15 protein-coding genes are annotated in these 26,946 nt (G+C 32.5%); 6 read left to right on the top strand and 9 right to left on the bottom strand.

Going from position 1 to position 26,946, the window contains the following annotated elements:
• Positions 1–17 precede the first annotated feature (17 nt).
• Positions 18–890, bottom strand: a complete 873-nt coding sequence (locus SHI72_RS17905) for a helix-turn-helix domain-containing protein (protein WP_052259454.1) — start codon at positions 888–890, stop codon at positions 18–20.
• 396 nt (positions 891–1,286) lie between these two features.
• Here SHI72_RS17905 and SHI72_RS17900 point away from each other — a divergent pair, with 396 nt between their 5' ends.
• Together SHI72_RS17900 and SHI72_RS17895 are read left to right on the top strand one after the other, a co-directional pair.
• On the top strand, positions 1,287–1,871 hold the full coding sequence (locus SHI72_RS17900; RefSeq protein ID WP_323490899.1) for a hypothetical protein: 585 nt from the start codon (positions 1,287–1,289) through the stop codon (positions 1,869–1,871).
• 4 nt (positions 1,872–1,875) lie between these two features.
• The gene (locus tag SHI72_RS17895; RefSeq protein ID WP_323490898.1) at positions 1,876–2,700 is read left to right on the top strand and encodes a hypothetical protein; all 825 of its coding nucleotides are present in this window, start codon (positions 1,876–1,878) and stop codon (positions 2,698–2,700) included.
• A 93-nt stretch (positions 2,701–2,793) separates the two neighbouring features.
• On the opposite strand, the gene SHI72_RS17890 is transcribed toward SHI72_RS17895, so the two are convergent.
• From SHI72_RS17890 to SHI72_RS17865, 6 genes are all read right to left on the bottom strand, one after another.
• On the bottom strand, positions 2,794–4,764 hold the full coding sequence (locus SHI72_RS17890) for an OmpA family protein (protein WP_323490897.1): 1,971 nt from the start codon (positions 4,762–4,764) through the stop codon (positions 2,794–2,796).
• Between the two features lie 21 nt (positions 4,765–4,785).
• Positions 4,786–5,700 carry a type IX secretion system membrane protein PorP/SprF gene (locus SHI72_RS17885; RefSeq protein WP_039116768.1) on the bottom strand — a complete coding sequence of 305 codons (915 nt, stop codon included), beginning with the start codon at positions 5,698–5,700 and terminating at the stop codon, positions 4,786–4,788.
• A gap of 9 nt (positions 5,701–5,709) precedes the next feature.
• On the bottom strand, positions 5,710–6,957 hold the full coding sequence (locus SHI72_RS17880; RefSeq protein WP_323490896.1) for a gliding motility-associated C-terminal domain-containing protein: 1,248 nt from the start codon (positions 6,955–6,957) through the stop codon (positions 5,710–5,712).
• A gap of 126 nt (positions 6,958–7,083) precedes the next feature.
• On the bottom strand, positions 7,084–9,489 hold the full coding sequence (locus tag SHI72_RS17875) for a hypothetical protein (RefSeq protein ID WP_323490895.1): 2,406 nt from the start codon (positions 9,487–9,489) through the stop codon (positions 7,084–7,086).
• An 83-nt stretch (positions 9,490–9,572) separates the two neighbouring features.
• Positions 9,573–14,846: a hypothetical protein gene (locus tag SHI72_RS17870; protein WP_323490894.1), complete on the bottom strand. Its 5,274-nt coding sequence runs from the start codon at positions 14,844–14,846 to the stop codon at positions 9,573–9,575.
• Positions 14,847–15,790: 944 nt separating this feature from the next.
• Positions 15,791–16,261 carry a hypothetical protein gene (locus tag SHI72_RS17865; RefSeq protein ID WP_086895900.1) on the bottom strand — a complete coding sequence of 157 codons (471 nt, stop codon included), beginning with the start codon at positions 16,259–16,261 and terminating at the stop codon, positions 15,791–15,793.
• A 233-nt stretch (positions 16,262–16,494) separates the two neighbouring features.
• On the opposite strand from SHI72_RS17865, the gene SHI72_RS17860 reads away from it, so the two are divergent.
• Entirely contained in the window at positions 16,495–19,065 is a 2,571-nt protein-coding gene (locus tag SHI72_RS17860; protein WP_323490893.1) for a phosphatidylglycerol lysyltransferase domain-containing protein, read from the top strand.
• A 339-nt stretch (positions 19,066–19,404) separates the two neighbouring features.
• Entirely contained in the window at positions 19,405–19,809 is a 405-nt protein-coding gene (locus SHI72_RS17855; protein WP_323490892.1) for a hypothetical protein, read from the top strand.
• A 543-nt stretch (positions 19,810–20,352) separates the two neighbouring features.
• On the opposite strand, the gene SHI72_RS17850 is transcribed toward SHI72_RS17855, so the two are convergent.
• Positions 20,353–22,908: an adenosylcobalamin-dependent ribonucleoside-diphosphate reductase gene (locus SHI72_RS17850; protein ID WP_323490891.1), complete on the bottom strand. Its 2,556-nt coding sequence runs from the start codon at positions 22,906–22,908 to the stop codon at positions 20,353–20,355.
• A gap of 1,575 nt (positions 22,909–24,483) precedes the next feature.
• On the opposite strand from SHI72_RS17850, the gene SHI72_RS17845 reads away from it, so the two are divergent.
• Both SHI72_RS17845 and SHI72_RS17840 read left to right on the top strand, forming a co-directional pair.
• Entirely contained in the window at positions 24,484–24,987 is a 504-nt protein-coding gene (locus SHI72_RS17845; RefSeq protein WP_323490890.1) for a CAP domain-containing protein, read from the top strand.
• 327 nt (positions 24,988–25,314) lie between these two features.
• Positions 25,315–25,821 carry a CAP domain-containing protein gene (locus tag SHI72_RS17840; protein ID WP_323490889.1) on the top strand — a complete coding sequence of 169 codons (507 nt, stop codon included), beginning with the start codon at positions 25,315–25,317 and terminating at the stop codon, positions 25,819–25,821.
• 112 nt (positions 25,822–25,933) lie between these two features.
• Here SHI72_RS17840 and SHI72_RS17835 read toward each other — a convergent pair whose 3' ends face one another.
• Complete coding sequence (locus SHI72_RS17835) at positions 25,934–26,830, bottom strand: carbohydrate kinase (protein ID WP_323490888.1); 897 nt, start codon at positions 26,828–26,830, stop codon at positions 25,934–25,936.
• Positions 26,831–26,946 lie beyond the last annotated feature (116 nt).

The raw sequence follows: 26,946 nt of genomic DNA, 5'->3' as shown, positions 1-26,946 counted from the left end.
AAACAGCAATGGTATTTTTAATGAGAAGGATGGTAAAGATTATAACTTTCTTTAAAATCGCCTGGTGTTTTCCCAGCATATTTCTTAAATACTTTACTAAAATAACCATTATCATTAAAGCCCAATTGATACGCTATTTCTTTTATAGATAAGTCGGTACTTGTAAGCAATCGTTTGGCTTCGAGAATTGTTCGCTCTTTTATTACATCACTAGCCGACGTTTTTAAGAACTTTTGAGAAAGTATATTAAGATAGTTTGGTGTAATATTGAGTTTATTGGCATAAAAATTTACTGAGGTCTCTGTTTGAAAATTTTTATCTATTAGTGTATTGAAGTTTTTTATTACTTTTTCTGGTCTTGCCGAAAAACTATATTCCGGAAATTGTTTGAGATAGTCTTTTTGCAATAGCTTAAATAATAAATGCAATCGAAGTAAAACTGTTTCTTTTGTAAGCAAATCATTTTGAGGTAATGCAATTTCTATTTCATGCAAATGCTTTTTAAATTCTTGAAATTCTTCTTGAGTTAAAGAAAGACAAGATGGTACGCTTTGCTCAAAAAATGGAAGTTGTGATAAATTTGAAAAAATAGTGATTATCTCTGATGATACCATAAGCTGGAATCCTGTTGTATTTACATTAAGCGACCAATTATGTACTTGCCCTGGTCGTATAAAATATACCTGATTATCGGCTACTGTATGTTGTGTAAAATCTATGCTATGAAATCCTGAACCTTTCTCTACAAAGAACACCATATAAAAATCATGTTTATGTGGTTGCTCGAATGCATTACGTCCTTTTACACTATGCTGAAATAGTGTAATACCCAAAGTTTCTTCGCCAAGTATATTGCCTACTGATAAAGTGGGAATAGGAAATTTGTTCAAGTGTATGGTATATTAGTTATGTATTTTCAAAAATATATAAATAAAGTTATAAAGTCCCACTATCAGTGCTCTTTTCTGAGATTAGCTGTTTTGCCGTTATTAATTACGAGTACTTACTACTTTTAATCTATTATCTAAAAACTTAAGCAAATAATTATATATACATCAAAGAACTCTATTTTTTTTTATCTAATTCATATAAATACCTGTAAATCAATATCATACATATAAATATCACAAGGAACATGTCGAAATAAATAAAAAAATAACTACATTTGATTCACTACCACACTGATACTTAACTATTTAAAATAGTATCATCCTCTAAAAACATTTTCTTCAAAATTTCCCCCATCTATTTTAGAAATAAAATCTAACCATTTAATAACTACTACAATGAAAGAAACATTATTAAAAAATTTAGAAAAAACAAGAGGTAATGATATTTTCCCCTCCTTAGAATTAAAAGAAGAAATTGTCAATGCTTTTTTTCCAGAAAGCACTTCTTCTCTTACCCAAAATTTATCTAATGTAACTGGTGCTTTTTATGGCTTGTTATTAAAAGATATTGGAGAAACTTATGGTCATGATAAAATGGACAACCATTCGAAAAGATTATTCTATGAATTAGGAAAATTAAAAACAATACAGGCATTTGGTGTACATCCCAAATTAGAGAAAGATACGAGAGCATTTGCTGCTGTAGTAATTTATGCGCTATACAACTCTAGTCCTGAGTATAACTTTAAAATAATAAAATACACTCCTAATAACACTATTATTGAACTAACGGGAGTTGATCGGTATTTAAGAATATTGACTGAATTAGGTATAGAAAAACATATAACTATTCCAACTCTTTTACCATTTGTAGAAGGGATTAAAGAGATTGTAAATATCAATTGTGAAATAGAATATACTTTTGAAATAACCGATCAAAATTTCAACATTAAATCTGTGTATAACATCAAACAATTGTAATATCATGATACCTAAGCCCCAAAAAAACATAGCTGAATTAATAGGCGAAACGCCTCCTTATTTGTTTGAAAATGCAGATAAAATTATATTCAACCAAAGTGATACTGAAATTCCACTTTACAAATCATTTCAATCTTTTGACAAGGAAAATTTCACCGATCTTCTTAAAATCCTCTCCACATTGGGAAGTCTAAATTTAGCCAATAAATTGAATTCAAATGAGAAGAATTATTTTCTTGGTGAAAAAGTAAGGATAAGAAAAATTTCCTATAACCAGCCATCGGGATCATTAAGTGCCAAAATAACATCTCAATTAGAAAACATTCAAAAAGGAAGGGCTTTAATAGAAGTTGTAGATGAAAAGACTAAAATATTTCAAATGGAAATTGATTATTTTATCATAGATGAACCATCATTTAAGAAAATATTTGATTCTCATTATTCTGCAGGAGAGAACAATCCTCTTACAACCGTATTACCTAACTCTACTTTTGAATATGTGGGTGATGATGAATTTAATATAAATATTGACGTTTTTACCCGAAATCACTGTTCTGGACATTTTAATAATTATGAAATTGTTCCTGCTGTATTTATGGGTAAATGTATCCTGAAAAACATTTTTAAAACACATCCTGATAGTAATACGGAAATAGAAAATATGGAAATATTTTTAAACAGAGCGATGCCTGTAAACACGGCATTTAAAGTGAACATAAAAACGCAAAATTTGTCAAAGAGTTTAAAAAAATATAAATGTACTGTAAGTGATTCCAATAACGAATACGGGCATTATTTCATTACATTAAAAAATTTATTTTTAAACTAAAATAAAGAAAAGAGGTTTAGCTTTAAATAAAGCTAAACCTCTTTATGGCTAAATAAATTCATTTTTTTGACAATCTTTTATTCAACATCAATATTACTTATTATTAAAATTTATTATAAACTCGGAGCGTCTGTTTAGTTGATGCTCTTTGTCTGTACATTTTACTCCATCGCTACATTTATTAATTAATTGACTTTCTCCATATCCTTTACCAGTTACTCTACTTGGTCTGGCTCCTTTGTTTAGGAGATAATCTACTGTTGCTTTGGCTCTTCGTTCGGATAATTTAAGGTTATACTCATTATCTCCTCGACTATCCGTATGTGATCTAATATCAACTGTTATTGTTGGATAATCTTTTAGAACTTGTACAATCTTATTCAACTCTTTTTCGGAAACAGGTTTTATTCTTGTATCATCAAAATCAAAATAAATTGGTTTTAATCCTAACTTTTTTGTTAGATCTGATCCGTCTGTAATCGATTTGTTATCTTCGGTTGTAAGCTCACTTGCATTGGGATCTGTATCAAGATATTTATTGATTTCAATCATTTGATTTTCATTCTTTTGAACAATCTTCAAATCTTCTTTCCCTTGCAAATATCCTACCTTATCATACGTTAGGTGATAATCTCCCGGAGGAACTTTTATAAGATATTCTCCTGCATTATCGGTATAATAATCATCTATCTTTTTTTGATTGGAATCAAACAATGAGATTTTAGTTTTTGGTAATAATTCGCTGTATTTTTTATCATATACTTTTCCAAAAACAAGAACATCATACTTTATTTTTAAAGGTTCTAGCTCTACAAAACTATAAATTTGGTCATCGCCTGTTCTGTTAGAAGCAAAATATCCTTTGCGTGTTTGCGGATTAATTATAAGTCCAAAATCGTCTCCGGGCGAGTTAATTGGTTTCCCTACATTCACGACTTTATAGGTGGTATTATCTCCGTTTTTAATTGCTTCGAAAACATCTAAACCTCCTAGTCCCGAATGTCCATCGGAAGCAAAATAAAACTCTCCTGCTGTGGATATTGTAGGGAATGTTTCTCTACCAATTGTATTAATCGACGGTCCCATATTTTTGACTTCTCCAAATGTACCATCCTGATTTATTGCAACTTCATACAAATCTGTCTGACCAACTGTTCCTGGTCTGTCTGATGCAAAAATCAAACTCTTCCCGTCTGGTCTTAATGCTGGATGTGCATTTGAAAAGGATTCGTTATTAAAAGGTAAATCTTCGATATTGGTCCACTTATCATTTACAAGTGTTGCTCTGTAAATCCTTAATCGGTTGGTTTTTGTATCATCGACTCCATATTTATTACCTAAAAAGTTACTTCGGGTAAAATACATTTGGGTACCATCTTTGGTAAATGCTGGTGTAGATTGATGAAAAACTGAATTTACTTTTCCATTTAACTTTTTAGCATCAGCCAAGTCACCATCACCAGTAATTGTAGCTTCATAGAGTTTAAAGAATGGTTTTTTATTCCATCTGTCTTTCATTCTCTCTACCACATTTGTATCTCTGGCTGACGTGAAAACTACCTGATTTTCTTTGTAAAATGTAGCTCCATAATCTGGCATCTTCGAATTGATACTAACCGGTTTTATCGTATAGCGATTAGATTGCCTCTCGACTTCTTTTAGATAATCGGTTCCGGAATTAATAGCTTCTTTTCCTGACTTGCTATTAAGTTCTTTTATGATTTTTGAAGCTTCATCAAATTGCCCATCTGACTTAAGACATTGCGCATAACGAAACAGTTGCTCATCGGTAAACTTATAATTATCTTTTAATTTACCTATCTGATTATAAGCCTTTAAAGCATTTTTGTAATCTCCGTTAAAGTAATAAGAATCTCCTAATTTTGCATAGATTCCCGAAGAGCCAAATTCTTTCTCTACCAGCTTATCATATAAATCGCTTGAACTTACGTATGCATAAGCTTGTTTATCGTATTCTTTTTCTGCTTTATCAACTAATTTAGTCTGCGAATGCATACTAAATAAGCCAAATAATGCTATCCAAAGTAGAAAATGTTTTTTCATAAGTATTTTTTTAATCATTAATTAAAAGAATCTTGGATTTATCATTCGTTTATTTGACTTATTGAAAAGATCAAACCTTAAGAATATTTCGTGCGAACCTGAGTTATAATTTCCCAGATTTGTAGTTTCATAATCATACGCATACCCTATTTGTATTCCATCGGTAATCTGGAAACCTGCCAAACCACTCACGCTGGAATCTATACGATAGGCTAATCCGAGGGTTAGTTTATTACTAATTAAGAAATTAGCAGATACATCTACAGCTATTGGAGCTCCCTTTACTACTTTTACCAAAACTGCTGGCTTGAATCTTAAATTGGGGCTAAAATCAAAAACATATCCTGCAATACCATAATAATGAGCATTTGTTGTATAAACTGTTGAAGCTACATCATCATAATAATCTGTTTTTAATAATTTAGGAACTGATACTCCTATATACCAATTGTAGGTATGCATATAGAATCCCGCTCCTACATTTGGCAGGAACTTAGATTCTTTTCCGTTTAAATAGGGATCTGGATTTTGAATAGTTAATTTATTATAATCAACTACATAATTATCAAACCCTCCAGAAATACCAAAAGAGAATCTTAAGTCGTTATTACCTATAATTGTATAGGCATAATTAACCATTACTCCTGTATTATTTGTTGGCCCTATCTCGTCACTAACCACATTTAATCCAATACCGTTGGCATGGTACCCTAATGGACTTTGTATTGAAAAGTTCATTGTTTTTGGCGCACCATCTAAACCAACCCATTGTGTTCTATATAATCCCATTGCACTTACTACTTCCCTTGATCCTGTATAACCTGGATTAAAAGCCATAGTGTTGTACATATATTGCGTATACTGCGATTCTTGTTGTGCCGAAGCATTAAAAACTCCCAATAACAATATTGCTACTATGTAAAAAATCTTTTCCATTAGTTTATTTTATTGGTTATTGATATATAAATATCCTGAACTTTCGATCCCATCTCTACCGTTACTGTATTTTAATACATAGAAATAGGTTCCTGTTGGAAGTTTTGCTCCTTTGTTTACCGTTACGCGCCCATCTGAATATCCTGTGAACATATTATCGCTCTCGTTATATGATCTTGCATCATATACTTTTACTCCCCAGCGATTGTATATCTCCACTCTATTATCTGGATACTTGTTAATCCCTTCTATAAGGAAACTATCATTAATACCATCTCCATTTGGTGATATTGCGTTATTTACAACGATATCAAGGTTAGGATTAATGTCTGGTTTGTTAACTATGGCGATTGTAAAAATTCCATAGCCCCTTACTTGTGAAGTAACTAGTTTTGAATAACTTCCACTAATATTCGGATTACTTGTAATACCGCCTTCATCTACCCATTTTGCCAAAGCTGTATCCCAACGTACTATAGATAATTTTTTATTGGGATCTGTTACAAAAAAGGCAGCAGGTGTTGTAGCTGGATCTAATGAAAGACTTAAAACAATCTTTTCGCTTCCTAAGTCTTGGGTTGTATTCCAATACTCTACCTCATCAATAGTTAGAATAATATCTTCTTTACTTGTATATGGACGGGTGCTTCCTGCATTATCGAGAAAATATTGGGTTACATAAACATTATTTGCATCTGTACCTACACCATGAAATGAGGGTCTGAAAAACAAATCGTCTCCAACTGGGAATTCAAACAATGCAACTCCTCTCTTTTCTACTTGTCCATCTACAAAGCTCAAATTACTAACATCTATGTGAGTCGCTTTTTCTTTGAAAATTACTTTACCATTATAAGTAGCAGCATCGACAATTCCGCTTTTAAAATCCACCTGCTTCCCTACAGAAATTTTGGTATACAAATGAAAAGGAACTAATGAGGATAGATTATCAAAGACTATATTCTGGAAATCTGAAACTGACCTGCCATCAATATTTTGCGCAGTTGTGCCTGTAAAAAAGGTTGTTCCGTTATTAGCTTCTGTATATCTGACTATTCCGTCATTATTAAAATCTGAATAAACGATGAAATTTCCATCATTTAAAACATTACCCGATATACTATTATTAAAGTCTGATACTGTAGCAAACTGTGTATTAGGCATAATCGTTAGTACTCCCGAATTTGCTGTTTGTGCACCAAGCCTACTTATAAAAAACATCGATATAATAATAGCTTTTATATAAAATTTAATCATATCATTTTATTTAAAGTGTTATCCCTAATTCATGACAAATTGTGTCTTAATTAAAACATTAGAGTTATTAAAACACCTCGATTATCTTATTTATAAAAGAGGTGTTTTTTCTACTTTTATCCTTGATTAAGGAATAACATAGTCTACATCGATATTATCTTGCACATACCCGATAGCCCATGCCATTGAATTAGCATAAAAAATACTATTATAAACTGTTGTACCTCCATTATATGGTTTAGAAAGTGGTAGCCCGGTTGTTGTAATTTTTGCAGGATAATCCGTTGTAGAAGTATTTGTACTTGATGTACCTGTAAGTAAACCTCCATCTCCACAATATACATATCCTAATGTATTGTGTCTAAATGTTGTTACCCTGGCAGGAAGTCCGCTTATTGTTGCCAAACTTATAGTGTTTGCTGGTAGTGTCATAGAATATGAGTTGTTATTATCACCACCTATAGCAAGCCCTTGTATGTTCCCGAAAGGACCATTTAAGATTGGATCAGCAATACTTGCCAACGGATTTATGTAAGTACAATTATTTCTATTAACATCTGCTGCAGTTATTGTAGAACCACAAATTTGATTAACTAAAGTTGCTATACCAGTATTACCATTTTCTTGTGCCTGAATTAATACTCCTTTTTTGTTTTTAACAAAATCTGTCAAAATATTTAAAGTTGTCGCATCTGTCGTGTTATAATTATATCCTAAAACTATGATATCAATTTTATTGTTATTGATTAAGTTTCTTAATGTAGTTCCTGTATTAGTTCCTCCATTAACAATCTTAATTCCATCTACCTGTACTGTACCTGTAGGTCCAAAGTTTGCTAATGAAGCTAATACTGCTCTGGATGCATAAGCCCCACCTGTACCTGGCTGATAAATACCATCTCCTAATCCTAAAACGTTCATTAAACGAATAACGAATGATACGCTTTTGTTACAAGGAGTAGCTGCATTGGTACTATTTGCTGTAATGGCAAATGGATAGTTACCTCCTGATGTTGGTGTACCTGTGGCTGTCATTACCACACTTTGTAATCCTGTCGTTGCAAATGTTCCCGTTGCTGAGAAGCTAATACCATTAACTGTATTTGTTGTAATGGTGTATGCTCCAACATAGGTTACTGTTACAGGAATTGTCATAGTATTTGTTGCATCCATGGCTACTCCTGGTGCATAAGTACCTGCTACTGCTATTCCTCCACAATTTGTTACGTAGGTAACAGGCTGTGAAGCTAAATTTACATTTAATGAACAAGTTCCTACTGTACCTGGAGTTCCCGTAACTGTAAAGGCTATTGCTCCTGATCCTGTTGGTGTTCCTGAACCACTTAAAGTTACATTTTGAGGTCCTAAAACTGATAAATTAATCAGTCCTGATGTAAATGTAATTCCGCTAGCTGTGGTAGTACTTATTGTTGTTTGACCTGTTGCGGTTACATTAATTGGTAAAGTGATTGTATTAGCAGCAATTAAAGGGATATTTTGCATATAAGTTCCATTTTGTGTTGCCGTTGTACAATCCATTGTATAAGCTACTGGAGCAACAGTAACTGGGATACCTGAACAAGCACCTGTTCCAGGTGTTAAAGCATTGGAAGAAAGATTAAAACTATTTGTTCCTGATGCTGTAGGGGTTCCTGTTCCTAATAAATTAACTGTTTGAGTACCTAATGTAGTATAGGTACCTGTTGCGCTAAATGAATATCCATTTACCGTATTGGTACTCATACTCCAAAAACCAAGATTGGTTACATTTACTTCTACAGATAACTTATTTGCAACAGTAAGAGGAATTCCGATATTATAGGTGCCTTGAGGTACTATATTTGCACAATTTAATACAAAATCAACATTGGCTTTTTCTACATAAACGTGAGGCACACATGAAACTGGTACTCCATTTAATGAAATAGTAAGTGCATCTCCCGGATCGCCTACTGTAAAACCATTATTTGGTGTACCTGTACCTGGCAAATTCAAAACATAAGAACCTGCACTAGGAAAAGTTCCGCTAGTTGTAAAATAATACCCATTACTATTTGTTGCTGATATAGTGTAGGTTCCTGGTTGAATTGCTGTAACTGGAACTGTCAAATAATTTGCCAGTGTTAAAGCTACCCCTTGTTTATAGGCACCATTACCAAGTATTTGAAGACATTCGTCTGCCGAAATTCCAAATACTGCTGGCGGAGGCGTACCACAAATACTTAACCATACTCCTTGTATCTGACTCCAATAATCAAAACATCCGGTTGTTGTATTAAATATTAATAATCCATCGGTTAAGTTAGCAACAGCAATTCCATCACGTTGTGCTGTAGTTAATCTTGAAGTTAACATTCCTTTGTTGTTACTTTCTAATTCAAACAATGCTCCGGGAAAGGCTTTGGTTGCCCCGGTACTTATTGTACCGTCCTTTAATTTTGTATTATCCGTTTGTGCAAAAACTGAGCAAAAACTGAGCAAACTAAATAATGTTGCTAGGATAATTTTTTGCGTTTTATATATATATTTCATAATCTTATTTTTTAGTCTAGAATAATATTAGTTGATACTTACGCTTTTTGTACTGAATACTAAAAAGCTGATAAGAACTTTTATCATTTTTTCTCTAGTATTAGTTTTTCTAATTTTTCCAAACGTTGATTCATCGATTCTGAAGCTAATTTCAATTCTTTAATTTCTTTGTCTTTTGCTTCAATTTCTTTGTTTTGCTCGATTATATGAAGGTATATCTCTTCTGTTTTTTCTAATAACTGAATTGATAACTCCGACATATTAAATGAATACCCTTCTTTGGTTTTTTCTAACTCTGTAATTGGAGTTATTCCTGGAAGGTGTTTGTTCTTTTTGATATAATCCTCTACCTCTGATAAACGTTTAAATTTATAATCGGCTTTGATTTCAGAAAAACCTTTAAAATAATCTTCGAATACATAATCCGCATAGTAACTATTGATTGTTGTAATAGCACCATTTACTCTCAATTTTTCATTAGTTGCTACAGATGGTGTTGTGTATCCAATTCCTACCCATCCGTTTGTATAAATATTTTCGGTATTTAATGTCGCTCCAACATTTGTTGTTGAACTAAACCAAGGCTCTTTTACAGCAGCACTCAAATCTATAGGGTTTACTGTTCCGTGTTCATCAGTAAAATCTAAAGTACCTGTTGCAAGATTTACTTGTAATGTTGTTAATGTTTGCGCATCTCCAACTAAATCTGTCAATTTAAAATCAGAAGAATTTCCTTCTTCATCTTGATAAATCAATGACTGAGTTGTACCATCATAACTCAATGAAGTTAATGTTTCTACTCCTTTAACTAAAACGGATAAATCTATTCCATTAGGAGTACCTACCTCATCTGTATAAGTCAATGTGTGTAAATCCTTAACATTCCCAAATTCATCTGTAACTTGTGTCACAACATCTGTTAATGATGTTAGCGTTTCTTTAATATCTACTGGAGTTCCCGCAGCTTCATTTGTATAAGTTGCAATGGTATTTCCTGTAGTTACTATTGGAGTTATTACTGTTACTGTTTCGTTGGCTTTAATAATAGCGTTATCAACAAAAGCTCCACCATCTGCTCCAACTGTTACAATATTACCAGCATCGGCACTTACAACTTGCGAAGTAACTGCTGTACCGGCTTCATTTGTATAGGTTATTGCTCCTGTAGTTAAATTTTGAGATTCTGTGGTCAATGTTTCATTGGCTTTAATAACAGCATTATTTACAAAAGCTCCACCATCTGCTCCAACTGTTACAATATTACCAGCATCGGCACTTACAACTTGCGAAGTAACTGCTGTACCAGCTTCATTTGTATAGGTTATTGCTCCTGTTGTTAAATTTTGAGATTCTGTGGTCAATGTTTCATTCGCTTTAATAACAGCATTATTTACAAAAGCTCCACCATCTGCTCCAACTGTTACAATATTACCAACATCGGCACTTACTACTTGCGAAGTAACTGCTGTACCGGCTTCATTTGTATAGGTTATTGCTCCTGTAGTTAAATTTTGAGATTCTGTTGTCAATGTTTCGTTGGCTTTAATAATAGCGTTATCTACAAAAGCTCCACCATCGGCTCCAACTGTTACAATATTACCAGCATCGGCACTTACAACTTGCGAAGTAACTGCTGTACCTGCTTCATTTGTATAGGTTATTGCTCCTGTAGTTAAATTTTGAGATTCTGTTGTCAATGTTTCGTTGGCTTTAATAATAGCGTTATCTACAAAAGCTCCACCATCGGCTCCAACTGTTACAATATTACCAGCATCGGCACTTACAACTTGCGAAGTAACTGCTGTACCTGCTTCATTTGTATAGGTTATTGCTCCTGTAGTTAAATTTTGAGATTCTGTGGTTAATGTTTCATTGGCTTTAATAACAGCGTTATTTACAAAAGCTCCACCATCTGCTCCAACTGTTACAATATTACCAGCATCGGCACTTACAACTTGCGAAGTAACTGCTGTACCAGCTTCATTTGTATAAGTTATTGCTCCTGTAGTTAAATTTTGAGATTCTGTGGTCAATGTCTCGTTGGCTTTAATAACAGCATTATTTACAAAAGCTCCACCATCTGCTCCAACTGTTACAATATTACCAGCATCGGCACTTACTACTTGCGAAGTAACTGCTGTGCCAGCTTCATTTGTATAGGTTATTGCTCCTGTAGTTAAATTTTGAGATTCTGTGGTTAATGTCTCCTCGGCTTTAATAACATTTGTTAGCTCTGTTTTAAAAGCTGGATCGTTAAGAATCGTAGAAGAATTAGCAATTACATCGCCTACAACATCTATTGTGGTAGCTGTAGCATTCTCACTCGTATAAAGATATTTACCATTATTAGCAGCATCTTTATCTAATGTGGTTAATGTTTCCTCTGCTTTAATAACATTTGTTAGCTCTGTTTTAAAAGCTGGGTCGTTAAGAATTGTAGAAGAATTTGTAATTACATCACCTACAACATCTATTGTTGTAGCTGTAGTATTCTCACTTGTGTAAACGTATTTACCATCATTAGCAGCATCTTTTATTAATGTGGTTAATGTTTCGTTTGCTTTTACGATGGTACTGATATCTACTAATTGCGGAACTCCGGCTGCATCGGTATAACTAAATTGATTTGTTGTAGAATCAAAAGTTACAGCACCTGCTGTTTTAGTTGCAATTTCCTGAATAATTGTGGTCACCGCAGGATTATTGGCAATTGTACTAAAGTTTGTTGTTACATCACCAACAACATCAATATTTACAGCTGTACCTGCTTCGTTATTATAAGTATAAGAACCTGCTCCGTTATTTACAAGAGTCGTTAATGTTTCTTCCGTTTTAATAACATTTGTAAGCTCAGTTTTAAAAGATGGATCATTAAGAATTGTAGAAGCATTTGTAATTACATCGCCCACAACATCTATTGTAGTAGCTGTAGTATTCTCACTTGTGTAAACGTATTTACCATCATTAGCAGCATCTTTTGTTAATGTGGTTAATGTTTCGTTTGCTTTTACAATGGTACTGATATCTACTAATTGCGGAACTCCGGCTGCATCGGTATAACTAAATTGATTTGTTGTAGAATCAAAAGTTACAGCACCTGCAGTTTTAGTTGCAATTTCCTGAATAATTGTAGTTACTGCAGGGTTATTGGCAATTGTACTAAAGTTTGTTGTTACATCACCAACAACATCAATATTTACAGCTGTACCTGCTTCGTTATTATAGGTATAAGAACCTGCACCATTATTTACAAGAGTCGTTAATGTCTCCTCAGCTTTAATAACATTTGTTAGCTCTGTTTTAAAAGCTGGATCGTTAAGAATCGTAGAAGAATTAGCAATTACATCGCCTACAACATCAATAGTGGTAGCTGTAGTATTCTCACTTGTGTAAACGTATTTACCATCATTAGCAGCATCTTTTGTTAATGTGGTTAATGTTTCGTTTGCTTTTACAATTGTGCTAATATCCACCACTTGCGGATTACCTGCGGCATCGGTATAACTAAACTGATTTGTTGTAGAATCAAAAGTTACTGCGCCTTCCGTTTTTGTTGCAATTTCCTGAATAATAGTTGTTACCGCAGGATTATTTGCAATGGTACTAAAGTTTGTTGTTACATCACCAACAACATCTATGTTTACAGGCGTTCCTGCCTCGTTATTATAGGTATAAGAACCTCCTCCATTATTTACAAGCGTGGTTAATGTTTCGTTTGCTGCAATAATATTAGTCAGCTCTGTTGTAAAAGTAGGATCGTTAAGAATCGTAGAAGCATTACTAATTACATCACCTACAACATCTATTGTTGTGGCTGTAGTATTCTCACTTGTATAAACGTATTTACCATCATTAGCAGCATCTTTTGTTAATGTGGTTAATGTTTCGTTTGCTTTTACAATTGTGCTAATATCCACCACTTGCGGATTACCTGAGGCATCGGTATAACTAAATTGATTTGTTGTAGAATCAAAAGTTACTGCGCCTTCGGTTTTTGTTGAAATTTCCTGAATAATAGTTGTTACCGCAGGATTATTGGCAATGGTACTAAAGTTTGTTGTTACATCACCAACAACATCAATATTTACAGGCGTTCCTGCTTCGTTATTATAAGTATAAGAACCTCCTCCATTATTTACAAGCGTGGTTAATGTTTCGTTTGCTGCAATAATATTGGTTAGTTCTGTTGTAAAAGTAGGATCACTAAGAATCGTAGAAGCATTTGTAATTACATCGCCTACAACATCTATTGTCGTTCCTGTAGCATTCTCACTCGTATAGAGATATTTACCATTGTTAGCAGGATCTTTATCAAGTGTGGTTAATGTTTCGTTCGCTTTTACAATAGTACTTATATCTACTACTTGCGGATTACCTGCGGCATCGGTATAACTAAACTGATTTGTTGTAGAATCAAAAGTTACTGCACCTACTGTTTTTGTCGCAATATTTTCTATAATCGTAGTTACTGCAGGATTATTTGCAATCGTACTAAAGTTTGTTGTTACATCACCAACAACATCAATATTTACAGGCGTTCCTGCTTCGTTATTATAGGTATAAGAACCTCCTCCGTTATTAACAAGCGTGGTAATTGTTTCCTCGTCTTTAATAACATTGGTTATTTCGGTTTTAAAAGCAGGGTTGTTTAAAATTGTTGAAGAATTTGTAATTACATCACCTACAACATCTATTGTAGTTCCTGTAGCATTTTCACTCGTATAAAGGTATTTACCATCATTAGCAGCATCTTTTGTTAATGTGGTTAATGTTTCATCTGTCTTGATAACATTTGCGAGTTCGGTCGTAAAAATTGGATTGTTTACAATACTTGAAGCATTATTAATTACATCACCTACAACATCTATTGTAGTGGTTGTAGCGTCTTCACTCTTATAAACATATTTACCATCATTAGCAGCATCTTTTGTAAGTGTGGTTAATGTTTCACTTGATTTTACTACTTGAGTAAAGTCAACTGTTTGTGTTACTCCAGACGCATCAACATAAGTAAATTGCTGAGTTGTTGGGTTATAAATAACAGTTCCTGTACTTGGCGCAACTTCATTAGAAATAACTATTCTATTCCATTTATTATCATACCAATAGTAGTATCCGGCTTTAATGTCTGCAACATTCGCTGTATTAAATACTAATAAACTGTTTTGATTACCATTTGTAATTGTGGTAGCATCCGTAGAACTTGTTAAATTAATTCTTGGGATTAAAATACCTTTGTCACTAGCAACAACTTCTAACTGTGAAGAAGCATTTGGCAATGGTGTTCCGATACCTACCTGTGAGTAAGCCGAATAACTACCTAAGACAAAAAGCAAGGGGAGTAATTTATTCTTCATAAGATTCATTATTGGGGGTTAATAATCTATTTTGAATTTAAACTAGAAATAGAGAGACTATCTCTAAAAATATAAGAACTTGAAATTTTAGATAAAGTAATAGATGGTATTCTTCAAAAAAATATAATATTCAGAATATGTAGGTTCTCTAAATTCTAAATACAGATTGTCTACAGATATCCCATAGGGAATCCATTTTGGCGTTTAATTAATCTAAGTATTAATTTTGGGTGATGACTAAAGACAATATAAATTACAACACTTTACTTGTCTGAGTATCAATTTTGAGTGATGATTAAAGACAATGTAAATTACAACACTTTACTTGTCTAAATATTAATCAACAATATATATTTTAGGCTTTTATGTTTTTTCAATATATTTTATAAAATCATTATAAATTGGTGAAGTGATGTTTAAACCATTTATACTACTTTAATACTATTGATAAACAAAAGCTTTTTTAATGTTAAAGAACCTTAAAGTGGTATTTTAGTTTTCTTTAACGAAATCTTATTAAAGTTTCTTTTTAACAACAACTCACGCTAAAAATGTAAGTTACTGAAAATAAGAATATTAAAAGTAATAAAAAAATTATACAAAATAAAATAATGCTTGAATTTTTTTTCACCTTAATGTTTTCTTAATATTATAATTGACTCTATATCTATAAAAAATTCTCAAAAAAAAGCTAAAGCCCCGAATACACTGGGTATTCGGGGCTTTTAATTTTTTAATTTTTGAGTTGAAAACAATTAAAAAAAAACAATTACAACACATTTACAATCAGATAATTGTGTTTTTGTAGTATTTTTTAAGCTAATTAAATCGGATAAACGGCTAAAAACATCGCCAAAGCGTCTTATGAAATACATTTTACAAATAAAAATCTTATAAAAAACAAAACGCTATTCACTAATAATCAAAAAAAAATGCTGCTACAATTAATCTTTTTCTGTTACCTCAAGAAATCCTCCTTTTTTATCAAATACTAAATCAAGGAATTTTCTATCTTTTACAACTCCTACTTCATAAGTTATAATATTATTGCCATCGATAAGTCTTGCTGCTTCTCTAATGGTTTGGTCTGGGTAGTTTTTTTGTATGTAGCTTAAAGCTGCTTTAGGAAGTTCTGTTCTGGCAATTGCCAGTTCATATGCTTTTAACATCCCATTATTATCATAAACTGCTAATCCTACAGATGTACCTGTATTAAATTTAGCCAGATAACGAATGTGATCTGAATCTTCGCCTTCATAATCCTTTGTCCAGGTAGGAACTTTGCCTGTAAACTCTTTTTGAAAAGCAATTGTTACTGCCACAGGAGGAACAACTTCTTTATCTGATTTAACTTCTGTTTGACCAATCATACTTGCTCCATATAAAATGGTTAACGCTAGAAATAGTTTTTTCATAATCACTAATATTTAAAAATTAATAATGGGGGTTAATTTGAATTTAAAATTACTACTGCTAAATGAAAAACAGATTAACTTTTAATTATTTAACACGTATATTTATCATAATTAAGAATTCTATCATATTCAAAAAATATTGTAATACATTTATACTAAGATAATTAATTAAAACAATATTGAAAACACCATCTAAAATTGATTATTGCATAAATTTTTTCAAAGAAAGAAGTGTGCCGTTATTATCCCGAAACGGGAAAGTGATTACGCAATTTATTATAACTCTTTTCTTTCTTGGCGTTGCGATTTGGTTTCTCAAACAGGAACAAACAGAATTGCTTCAGGTAAGGAATAGTTTTACAACTGCAAAACCGCAATGGATTATTGTTGGGATTTGTACAACTATGCTTTACATCTTACTTCAGGGAGTAATGTATATAAATGCATTTTCGGCAATTGGGGTTAGAATTAAATTAAAACAAGCTCTTGCTTTATTCTTAAAACGAAATTTTGTTAGTGTATTTATTCCTGCTGGCGGAGTTACTTCGCTATACTTTTTTACAGAATCTCTAACTAAAAAGGGGATTGAAAAAGTACAAATTCATTTAGCGTCTGCCATATATGGTTTTATAGGTATCTTATCTGTTATAATTATCGGAATCCCATTATTTATTTACGCTTTATTAAAAGGGTCAATAGCATCGGGTGAATGGATTGGAATGCTGGTAATTATTCTCTTAATTCTTGGATTGTTCTTATTATTTAATTCGATATTAAACAAAGGAACTGCCAACAAATTGCTCCTTAAATGGTTTCCTAAAACTGAAATTTTCTTAACCGATTTACAAAACCATACTATAAATCGAAGCAAATTTTTTTATACAATTCTAATTTCTATTTTTATCGACTTAGTGGGAATTACTCATTTATATATTGCAATGATGGCTTTACAATTTGAACCTTCATTAATTGCAGCATCAATGGGATATACAATCTCTGTTATTTTTCTTATCATATCTCCTTTTCTTCGTGGTCTTGGCCCTGTAGAAGTCTCAATGAGTTTTATATTAATACGTTATGGATTTACCAATCCCGAAGCAATTTCGATTACGTTACTATATCGGGTGTTCGAATTTTGGATTCCGTTATTTGCAGGAATACTTACTTTTTTATCCAAAATAAATAGACTCTTAATGCGAATCGTTCCGGCATTGTTATTATTTTGTCTCGGAATAATTAATATAATTTCGGTTTTAACACCTGCAATTAGTGGCCGATTAATGCGTTTAAAAAACTTCTTACCTCTAGAAGCAATTCATTTATCTAATTATCTGGTTTTTACCTCGGGATTGTTCCTATTAGTCACCTCATCATTTATGCTAAAGGGTTTAAAAATGGCTTGGTGGTTTGGCTTAGGATTATCTGTAATTTCGATTATAGGAAATCTTACCAAAGCAATAGATTTTGAAGAATCTATTATTGCCTTAATAGTATGTATAAGTTTAATTGCAACTCGCAAAGAATACTATATTAAAACCAATCCCAGGCTTCGTCTTTTGGGTTTACAAACCGCAATTTTAAGCGTAATAGCTGTATTAATTTACGGGGTAATTGGCTTTTATTTTTTAGATAAAAAACATTTTAATATTGATTTTAGTATTGGTCAGTCAATTCGATATACTTTGCAAAATTATTTTCTGCTTGGCAGTTATGATTTAAATCCTCTGGATAATTTTTCGAGACACTTTCTAGCATCAATTAAAATTAGCGGATTTGTTTCTTTTACCTTTTTAATTTATACGTTGATAAAACCTTATATTTTTAAAGATCCTGTAACTACTGCTGAAAAAGAAATTGCGAATGGACTTTTAGAAAAATACGGAAATTCGCCTTTGGATTATTTCAAAACTTACTTTGATAAACTGCTTTATATTTCACAAAACAATGAGGCTTTCCTAGCTTATCGCGTTTCGGGTAATTTTGCAGTAGTACTCGAAAATCCTGTTGCAAAAAACAATGATGAAAGAAAACAATGCATCATCGAGTTTGATAATTTTTGCTATGAAGCAGGTTTAAAAAGTATCTATTATCGTATTCCCGAAGAAAATCTGGAGTTGTATAAATCTCTTGGTAAAAAATATTTTTTTATAGGGCAAGAAGGTGTTGTAGACTTATCGACTTTTAGCCTCGAAGGCGGAAGTAGAAAATCGTTGCGCAATGGATTAAAAAAGATTAGCGATTTAGGATTAAAAGCAACCATAAATTTACCTCCTATAAAAGATGGTTTATTACAAAAAATACAATCGGTTAGTGACGAATGGCTGGAGGAAACGGGACGGAATGAAATCCTTTTTTCTCAAGGTATTTTTTTATGGGACGAATTAAAAAAACAAACTATAATTACAGTCGAAAATAGCGAAGAAAAAATTATTGCTTTCCTTAATATCATTCCTGATTATACCAAAGGCGAAGGAACGTATGATCTAATCAGGAAAACTACCGATGCTCCAAACGGAATTATTGATTTTATTATGATTGTACTTTTTGACTACTTAAAATCTCAAAATCTTACTGCTGTAAATATCGGTCTTGCGCCAATGAGCGGTATCGAAAACCCAAATACGATTCAGGAAAAGTCGATGAAATATGTGTATGAAAAAGTAAAATCATTTTCTCATTACAAAGGCCTAAGGGATTATAAAGAGAAATTTTCGCCTTCATGGCATAATCAATATATTGTCTTTTCTGATGATTATGATTTAATACAAATCCCGCAAATACTATCCAAAGTAATTAAACCGTAACTTTTTTTAGCTTTTCACTAAGATTCCCTAAACAAGAGCACTGATGATACGGATTTACTAAAGCAAAGATTCGGATAAATAAAAATTTTTTATATCATTATCTTTTTTAAACAATAGACTGTTCAGGTTTGGTTATGCTACCTGTATGATTCAGAATACATAAGAATAAATCAACTTTATTAAGTCTCAGTAAAATAAGGGCAAAACCGTCCTTTATAAAAAATAGATTTAATCACATAGAATCAAACATTTCTTTCAATTCACATATTTTTTGTTTAAATTCGTTTCTTATCAACAACAAACAACACACTATAAATTAAACACTTACATATAACCCTTATGAAAAATATTTTAAAGCAAGCCTCAGTAATAATGCTATTTCTTACCGTTATTAGTTGTCAGAAAAAATCAGTATCAGATGAGTTAAACGGAAGCTGGGAACTCCGTCATATCGAGGGTATTCAAGTCGCCAGAGTAGATCCTAACTTTAAACCAGGAAATGGAACTTTACTTAAATTTGAAGGGCAAAAATATGAGCGCTATTATGAAGGTAAAAAAGAAGAAGACGGCATCTTTTCCATTACCCCAGAAGACACAGTAATAAACAATAGTAAAGCCAATTACAGTTTTACATTTAATAACAATAAAGAAAAAATATATGTATTATTGGAAGGAAATAAACTAGTAATTTTTAATGGTATTATAGCTGCCGATGGAACAGAATCTACTTATGAAAAACTGTAATTTAGACTCTAAGATGATAGCCTTATAGCAACAAAACTGAATCCTCATTATCTGTATTCTATTTTAAACAAAAAGCAAAACGCCTGCAAAGAAAATCCTTACAGGCGTATTTTATATAATTTATAGTTTTAATCTATCTTTTTGTTGTTTTTGTCACAGATTAAAAAGATTTAAAACTTTGCGTTCTTTGCGTAAACCATTTTGCCCTTTGCGGTTATTTTTTTAACACCATCTTCAACAAAGATTATGGAGTTTTTCAAGAAGATTCTTCGACTCCACTCAGAATGACAATATCGCGCAAAACTTTGCGTTCTTAGCGTAAACCATTGTGCCCTTTGCGGTTAATTTTTTAACACCACCTTCAACAAAGATTATGGAGTTTCTCAAGAAGATTCTTCGACTTCTCTCAAAATGACAATATTGCACAAAACTTTGCCCCTTTGAACCTCTAAAAAACCTTAGAACCTCAGCATCTCAGAACCTTTGTCTCTTTGAACCTTTGTCTCTTTGAACCTTTGTCCCTTCCCTTAAACCTTGAAGCTCTTAACCACATTTAGATGATCCACAATCATTACAAGTAAGGCAACCTTCTTGATATATAAGATTTTCAGAGTTACAATTACTACATTTTTGACCATGAGCTTCTGTACCATCTACGATATAACGTTTAAGGGCACGCGCAACACCATTTTTCCAGGTATTTATAGATTCACCGTCAAGCTGAAGACTGCTAACTAACTCAACAGCTTTATCTATAGGCATACCATGTCGTAAAGTACTCGATATTAGTTTAGCATAATTCCAGTATTCAGGATTAAATTTATGCGAAAGCCCTTCGATGGTTGTTTTATAACCTCTGGTGTTTTTATATTGAAAATCATAACGAGTAGTTCCGTCCTCTTTTTTATTTTTGATAATAAGCCCTTCCGAAACCCAACGCGGAATTAAAATTCCATCTTCATCATCTACAAGACCTGTAAAAATTTCATAAGGTCTGCCATCAATTAATCCGATAAAAGCAATCCACTTATCTTTACTATTCTGAAAACGAACCACATCGGCTTCTAATACCTGAGGGCGTTTTGTCGAAAAAATACTTGGTACAGTCGGAGCAGCTTCTTCTTTCTTTTCAGTATTAGCAATAAGTACTCCCGAACGTGAACCATCACGATATACAGTAACTCCTTTGCATCCTGCCTCCCAAGCTTCCATATACAATTTATCTACCATTTCTTCGGGTGTTTCGTTAGGCACATTTATGGTAACAGATATAGAATGGTCTACCCATTTCTGAATCTTACCTTGCATACGAACCTTACTTAACCAGTCGATATCATTACTTGTCGCTTTATAGTAAGGAGATTTTTTTACTAATTCATCTATTTCTTCCTGACTGTAATTTTTAGTAATATCATATCCATTAATAAGCATCCATTCCTTAAACCTATGATGAAACACAACATATTCTTCCCAGCTATCTCCTACCTCATCAACAAAATCTACACGAGCATCTTTATCATTTGGATTTACCTTTCTTCTGCGTTTGTAAACTGGCAAGAAAACAGGCTCAATTCCAGATGTTGTTTGCGTCATTAAACTTGTTGTTCCTGTAGGTGCTATAGTAAGTAAAGCAATATTACGACGACCATGTTCTTTCATTTCATAATACAACTCTTCATCGGCTTCTTTTAATCGAAGTAAGAACGGATTATTCTTTTCTCTTTCAGAATCATAAATAGTAAACATACCACGTTCTTTGGCTAAGTTTACAGATCCACGATACGCCTCGACAGCAAGTGTTTTATGTATCTTTTCAGAAAATACAACTCCTTCATCACTTCCGTAACGTAATCCAAGCGCAGCAAGCATATCACCTTCAGCAGTAATTCCAATTCCGGTACGACGACCTTCTTTGGCTTTATTTCGGATATTAAGCCATAAATTTCTCTCTACTAATTTTACCTCATCACTTTCTGGATCAGCATCTATTTTTCCTAATATAGCATCAATCTTTTCTAATTCAAGATCAATAATATCATCCATTATTCTTTGAGCTGCAGCTACATGTTTTTTGAAAAGTTCAAAATCAAAAGAAGCCTCTTTAGTAAAAGGATTATTTACATAAGACAATAAATTGATAGCCAACAAACGGCAAGAATCATACGCGCAAAGCGGAATTTCTCCGCATGGGTTTGTAGAAAGTGTTTTGTACCCTAAATCGGCATAACAATCAGGCAAAGATTCCTTAATGATAGTGTCCCAAAACAAAATTCCTGGTTCTGCAGATTTCCATGCATTATGAATAATTTTATTCCAAAGTTCTTTGGCTTTAATTTCTTTAGAATACAAAGGATTATCGCTAAATATTGGATATTTCTGAACATATATTCCATCAGCCTTAACAGCTTTCATAAACTCATCATCAATACGCACAGAGACATTTGCCCCAGTAACTTTTCCCTGTTCCATTTTGGCATCAATAAAATCGGCTGCATCAGGATGATTAATAGATACCGAAAGCATCAATGCGCCACGACGACCATCTTGTGCAACTTCGCGAGTCGAATTAGAATAACGCTCCATAAATGGCACTAATCCTGTAGATGTCAATGCCGAATTTCTTACTGGCGAACCTTTTGGACGAACATGAGATAAATCGTGACCAACTCCTCCTCTACGTTTCATAAGCTGAACTTGCTCCTGATCCGTTTTCATGATTCCGCCATACGAGTCTGAATTATCATTACCAATTACAAAACAATTTGATAATGACGCAACCTGAAATGGGTTTCCAATTCCTGTCATCGGACTACCTTGAGGAACTAAATATTTAAAATCTTTTATCAAATCAAAAACTTCAATTTCTGATAGCGGATTAACATACTTTTTTTCAATACGAGCAATTTCACTTGCAATACGTTGATGCATATCATTAGGAGATAACTCAAAAATATTCCCTTCAGAATCTTTAAGTGCATACTTACTTACCCAAACAGTTGCAGCAAGACTATCCCCTTTAAAATATTCTAAAGATGCTTGTACAACCTCTTCTTGAGTGTACATAATCGCATTGTTTTTTGTAGCTAATAATTTGTCCATGATATTGATAATTTTTAATATTAAATTCTGATGTAAATTTAAAAATAATTAAACTACTAAAAAAATCAAAATAAAAAAGTTTACAAATAAATTAATTTAAAAAACTAAAAATCAACACATTAAAAATTTACTAACATAAAAAAGTTAACAAATTTTTATTTTTAATGTAATACCGAATTAATTTTTAATCACAATAAAACTTCTTTAATAAAACAATTTTTATGCTGTTAAATACTATCAATAATTCATAAAAATTTTGACTTTTTTTACAGAATACTTTCCTTATTAAGAGTTTTAACAAATAATAATTTTTGATATTTAAAACGTAACGTTGTGCTCCTCCCATAATACATTTTAGCGTTACGTTAATTTTGGTTCACGCAGATTTTGCAGATTTTTTTGGTTTTAGGATTCGGTTTGTGGAATATATTACGGGAGACGCACTGCAGTGCGCCTCTACAAAAAAACCATTGAACCTTAATACCTCAGCACCTTTGAACCTTTGAACAAAAAAGAGTAAATACTCTCAATATTTTAAACACCCTGCTATACATCCCTACAAAAGACCCTATAACCCCAGTATGTTTGCATCTTTGTACTTCTAAAAACAAGAGTAAATACCCTCAATATTCTAGACACACTGCTATGCGTCCCTACAAAAACCTTAGTACCTCAGCACCTTTGTCCCTCTGCCACTTTGAACCTTTGAACCTTTGAACCTTTGAACCTTTTGAACCTTTGAACCTCTGAACTAAACTCTCAACATTTAAGACGCACTGCTGTGCTTCTCCCATAATATATTTCAGTGTTACGTTAATTTTGGTTCACGCAGATTTTGCAGATTTTACAGATTTTTTTTGTTTTGGTTTTTAGGATTCGGCTTGTGGAATATATTACGAGAGACGCACTGCGGTGTGCCTCTACAGAAACCATTGAACCTTAGTACCTCAGCACCTTTGAACTAAACCCTCAACATTTAAGACGCACTGCTGCGTATCTCACATAGTGAATTTCAGCGTTACGTTAATTTTGGTTCACGCAGATTTTGCAGATTTTTTTGTTTTGGTTTTTAGGATTAGGCTTGTGGAATATATTACGAGAGACGCACTGCGGTGCGCCTCTACAGAAACCATTGAACCTTAGTACCTCAGCACCTTTGAACCTTTGCTCCTTTGCTCCTTTGAACCTCTGCCACTTAGAACCTTTGAACCTCTAAAGAAAAAAACATAATATAAAGAAAAAATAAATACATATTACATTGATTTTAAGTAATATACATATATAACTTAAAATATTTTAACCGAACTTTACTGTAATAAACAACTACATTACAATTAATAAAAAATACCCGCTGGGTGTAAATTAATTTAAAAACTGAGCAACAGAGCTTGGTATAAGCAAACAAAACTATTTCTTTCGGCTAATAAGCTATATCTGTTTTAAATAAAAAAAGCGTCTTTTTTTTGAAAGTTAAAAATCATTTCCCCTTTACCTGTTAGATAAAACTTTCATGACGGTAGCAAAGCAAACAGACGGAGTAATTACAGCCTACGAGTTAATAAAATATATTTTATTATGGCAAAAAAAATAAATCAAATAGCATCCGTAATCGTAATATTATTTACTATCCACTCCTGTGCTAACGATACAAGCATTAGCAATGAACCAGAACCTATCCCCATAGTTGTTGTAGAATACAATTACACCCCTATAGAACTAGAAACAATGGACTTAATAAACAAATACAGAGTTAGCAAAGGCCTAAATACGCTAGGAACAATAAACTATCTTTCACTTAAAGCCGAAGAACATACTAATTATATGATGGTCAATAATGCTGTAAGTCATGATAACTTCGCAGTTCGATTAAAAGACATTGTCAGAACTTTAGGTGTTATTAAAGTCAGTGAGAACATTGCTTATAATTATAATACTCCGCAAGAAGCCTTAGATGCTTGGTTAAATAGTCCCGAACATAAAAAAAATATTATGGCCGATTATACTAACTTTGGTATTTCGGTGAGACAACATCCTATTAATGGAAGAAAATATTACACAAACATCTTTGTAAAATATTAATCTATTAGCTTATACTCTCTGCATTAACTCTTCTACTCTAGAATAGAAATTTCAAATCTTATTTCAGTCAACTCTGCTCTAAAAGTTCCTGCTGCACAAGCAATACTTATTAATTCCTGCGAAGATTTCTTTTTCACAGAAAAAACAAAATTACGATTACTTCAAGCATAAACTAAGCCTTTATCTCTCAGAATCTTTACATTACAAAACTTAAAAAAAACCTTATTCTATTGATTTTAAACCCTATACAGATATGCATTAAAATAAATTGACCAGACCTTTGCCGTATCAAATAAATCTAACTGAATCAGTAAATTATTTTTTATTATGGCAAAAAACATAAGTCTAATTATATCATTAATCACAATAGTATTTACGCTACATTCATGCTCTAATGATAGTAGCAATAGCAATGAAACAACAAAGCCTATTTCTGAAATTGTAGTAGACTATAATTATACTCCAGCAGAATTAGAAGTAATAGATTTAATAAACGAATATAGAACTAGTATCGGTTTAAACACATTAGAAAAAATAAACTACGTTTCTGTTAAATCCGAAGAACATAATAATTACATGATTACTAATAATATTGTAAGCCATGATGATTTTGTAGCTCGTTCTGAAGACATCATTAAAGCGCTTGGTGTTATAAAAGTAAGCGAGAATATTGCCTATAATTACAACACCCCAAAAGCTGCACTCGATGCTTGGTTAGCTAGTCCTGAACACAAAAAAAACATTACAGGAGATTATAGCAATTTTGGTATTTCGGTTACCGAAAACCCTATTAATGGCAGAAAATACTACACCAATATCTTTGTAAAATATTAATACCACAAATACCACATCTTAGATTATTTTAATGTCCAAAAGCAGAAAAACACTCTCAAAAGGAGTGTTTTTTTTTTGTTATTATTCATTAAAAAAAATGAAAGATCTAAGATTATTTTAGCATTAACTCTTCTATTTTAGAATAGGAAATCTCAGGATTTGCTCCTCCCGATCCTGCTACTAAAGCTCCAACTGCGCAAGCAAGATTTATTGATTCCTGCGGAGATTTACCCGTAAGTAATGAACTAATTAATGTTGCAAGAAAGGAATCTCCTGCTCCTACAGTATCTACAACTTTTATCGAGTAACCGCTATTATGATACAATTTGCCTTCCCATAATAATGATGCTCCATTTTTACCCTTGGTTATACACATGGCTTTAGCATTTGTTTTTTTAGCAATAAATGCTATGTTTTCCTCTAAACCAACATAAGGCGACCCCATAGCCGAGGCAATTTCCTGCAACTCTTCGTCATTAAACTTTATAAAACTAGCCGATTGCATTAACTTCTCGATTATATCATACGAGTAATGCGGTTTCCTTAAGTTTACATCAAAAACCTTGTAAAGATCATTTTGAAGCAATTCTTCTAATGCTAAACGAGAAACAGAATCCCTACAAACCAAACTCCCGTAAATAAGTACATCGGCTTGAGTAACCAACTTTTTTGCCGTTTCATTTAAAACAATTTTATCCCATGCCGATGGATAATTAATTTCATAACTAGCCGATCCATTTTCATTTAAAGAAACCTGAACTAAACCAGTCGGAAATTCTTCCGATTTGATAATAGCATCGGTTTCGAGACCTAGATTTTTAACCTGATTTATTATTGCTATTCCGTCTGTATCATTACCTACACAACTTATCATCGCAACATTACAACCCAATGCTTTCATACGTAAAGCAACATTAAGCGGAGCACCTCCTATTTTCTTTTCGTTTCCAAAAACGTCCCAAAGTACTTCACCGTAAGAAACAGCATTAAGTTTTTTCTCGTTATTCATTCTAAAATCAATTTAAGTATTGCTATCAAAACCTACATCAGTAAAGTAAAAATAATCTTTTATTTCATGTAACCAAATGAGCAAAAGCTATATCTGTAAACAAAAAGACAAGCCTA

This window comes from Flavobacterium sp. PL02, from assembly GCF_035013205.1.
In the GTDB taxonomy this organism is placed as follows: Bacteria; Bacteroidota; Bacteroidia; order Flavobacteriales; family Flavobacteriaceae; genus Flavobacterium.
The sequence above is the reverse complement of the archived record's forward strand: the minus strand, read 5'-3'. Positions and strand labels throughout refer to the sequence as shown.

Bases quoted from the DNA above. Each gene is read 5' to 3' on its own strand.
- SHI72_RS17895 (WP_323490898.1), top strand. From the start codon at position 1,876: ATGATACCTAAGCCCCAAAAAAACATAGCTGAATTAATAGGCGAAACG.
- SHI72_RS17880 (WP_323490896.1), bottom strand. From the start codon at position 6,957: ATGATTAAATTTTATATAAAAGCTATTATTATATCGATGTTTTTTATA.
- SHI72_RS17900 (WP_323490899.1), top strand. From the start codon at position 1,287: ATGAAAGAAACATTATTAAAAAATTTAGAAAAAACAAGAGGTAATGAT.
- SHI72_RS17890 (WP_323490897.1), bottom strand. From the start codon at position 4,764: ATGAAAAAACATTTTCTACTTTGGATAGCATTATTTGGCTTATTTAGT.
- SHI72_RS17855 (WP_323490892.1), top strand. From the start codon at position 19,405: ATGAAAAATATTTTAAAGCAAGCCTCAGTAATAATGCTATTTCTTACC.
- SHI72_RS17845 (WP_323490890.1), top strand. From the start codon at position 24,484: ATGGCAAAAAAAATAAATCAAATAGCATCCGTAATCGTAATATTATTT.
- SHI72_RS17870 (WP_323490894.1), bottom strand. From the start codon at position 14,846: ATGAAGAATAAATTACTCCCCTTGCTTTTTGTCTTAGGTAGTTATTCG.
- SHI72_RS17885 (WP_039116768.1), bottom strand. From the start codon at position 5,700: ATGGAAAAGATTTTTTACATAGTAGCAATATTGTTATTGGGAGTTTTT.
- SHI72_RS17850 (WP_323490891.1), bottom strand. From the start codon at position 22,908: ATGGACAAATTATTAGCTACAAAAAACAATGCGATTATGTACACTCAA.
- SHI72_RS17840 (WP_323490889.1), top strand. From the start codon at position 25,315: ATGGCAAAAAACATAAGTCTAATTATATCATTAATCACAATAGTATTT.
- SHI72_RS17865 (WP_086895900.1), bottom strand. From the start codon at position 16,261: ATGAAAAAACTATTTCTAGCGTTAACCATTTTATATGGAGCAAGTATG.
- SHI72_RS17835 (WP_323490888.1), bottom strand. From the start codon at position 26,830: ATGAATAACGAGAAAAAACTTAATGCTGTTTCTTACGGTGAAGTACTT.
- SHI72_RS17875 (WP_323490895.1), bottom strand. From the start codon at position 9,489: ATGAAATATATATATAAAACGCAAAAAATTATCCTAGCAACATTATTT.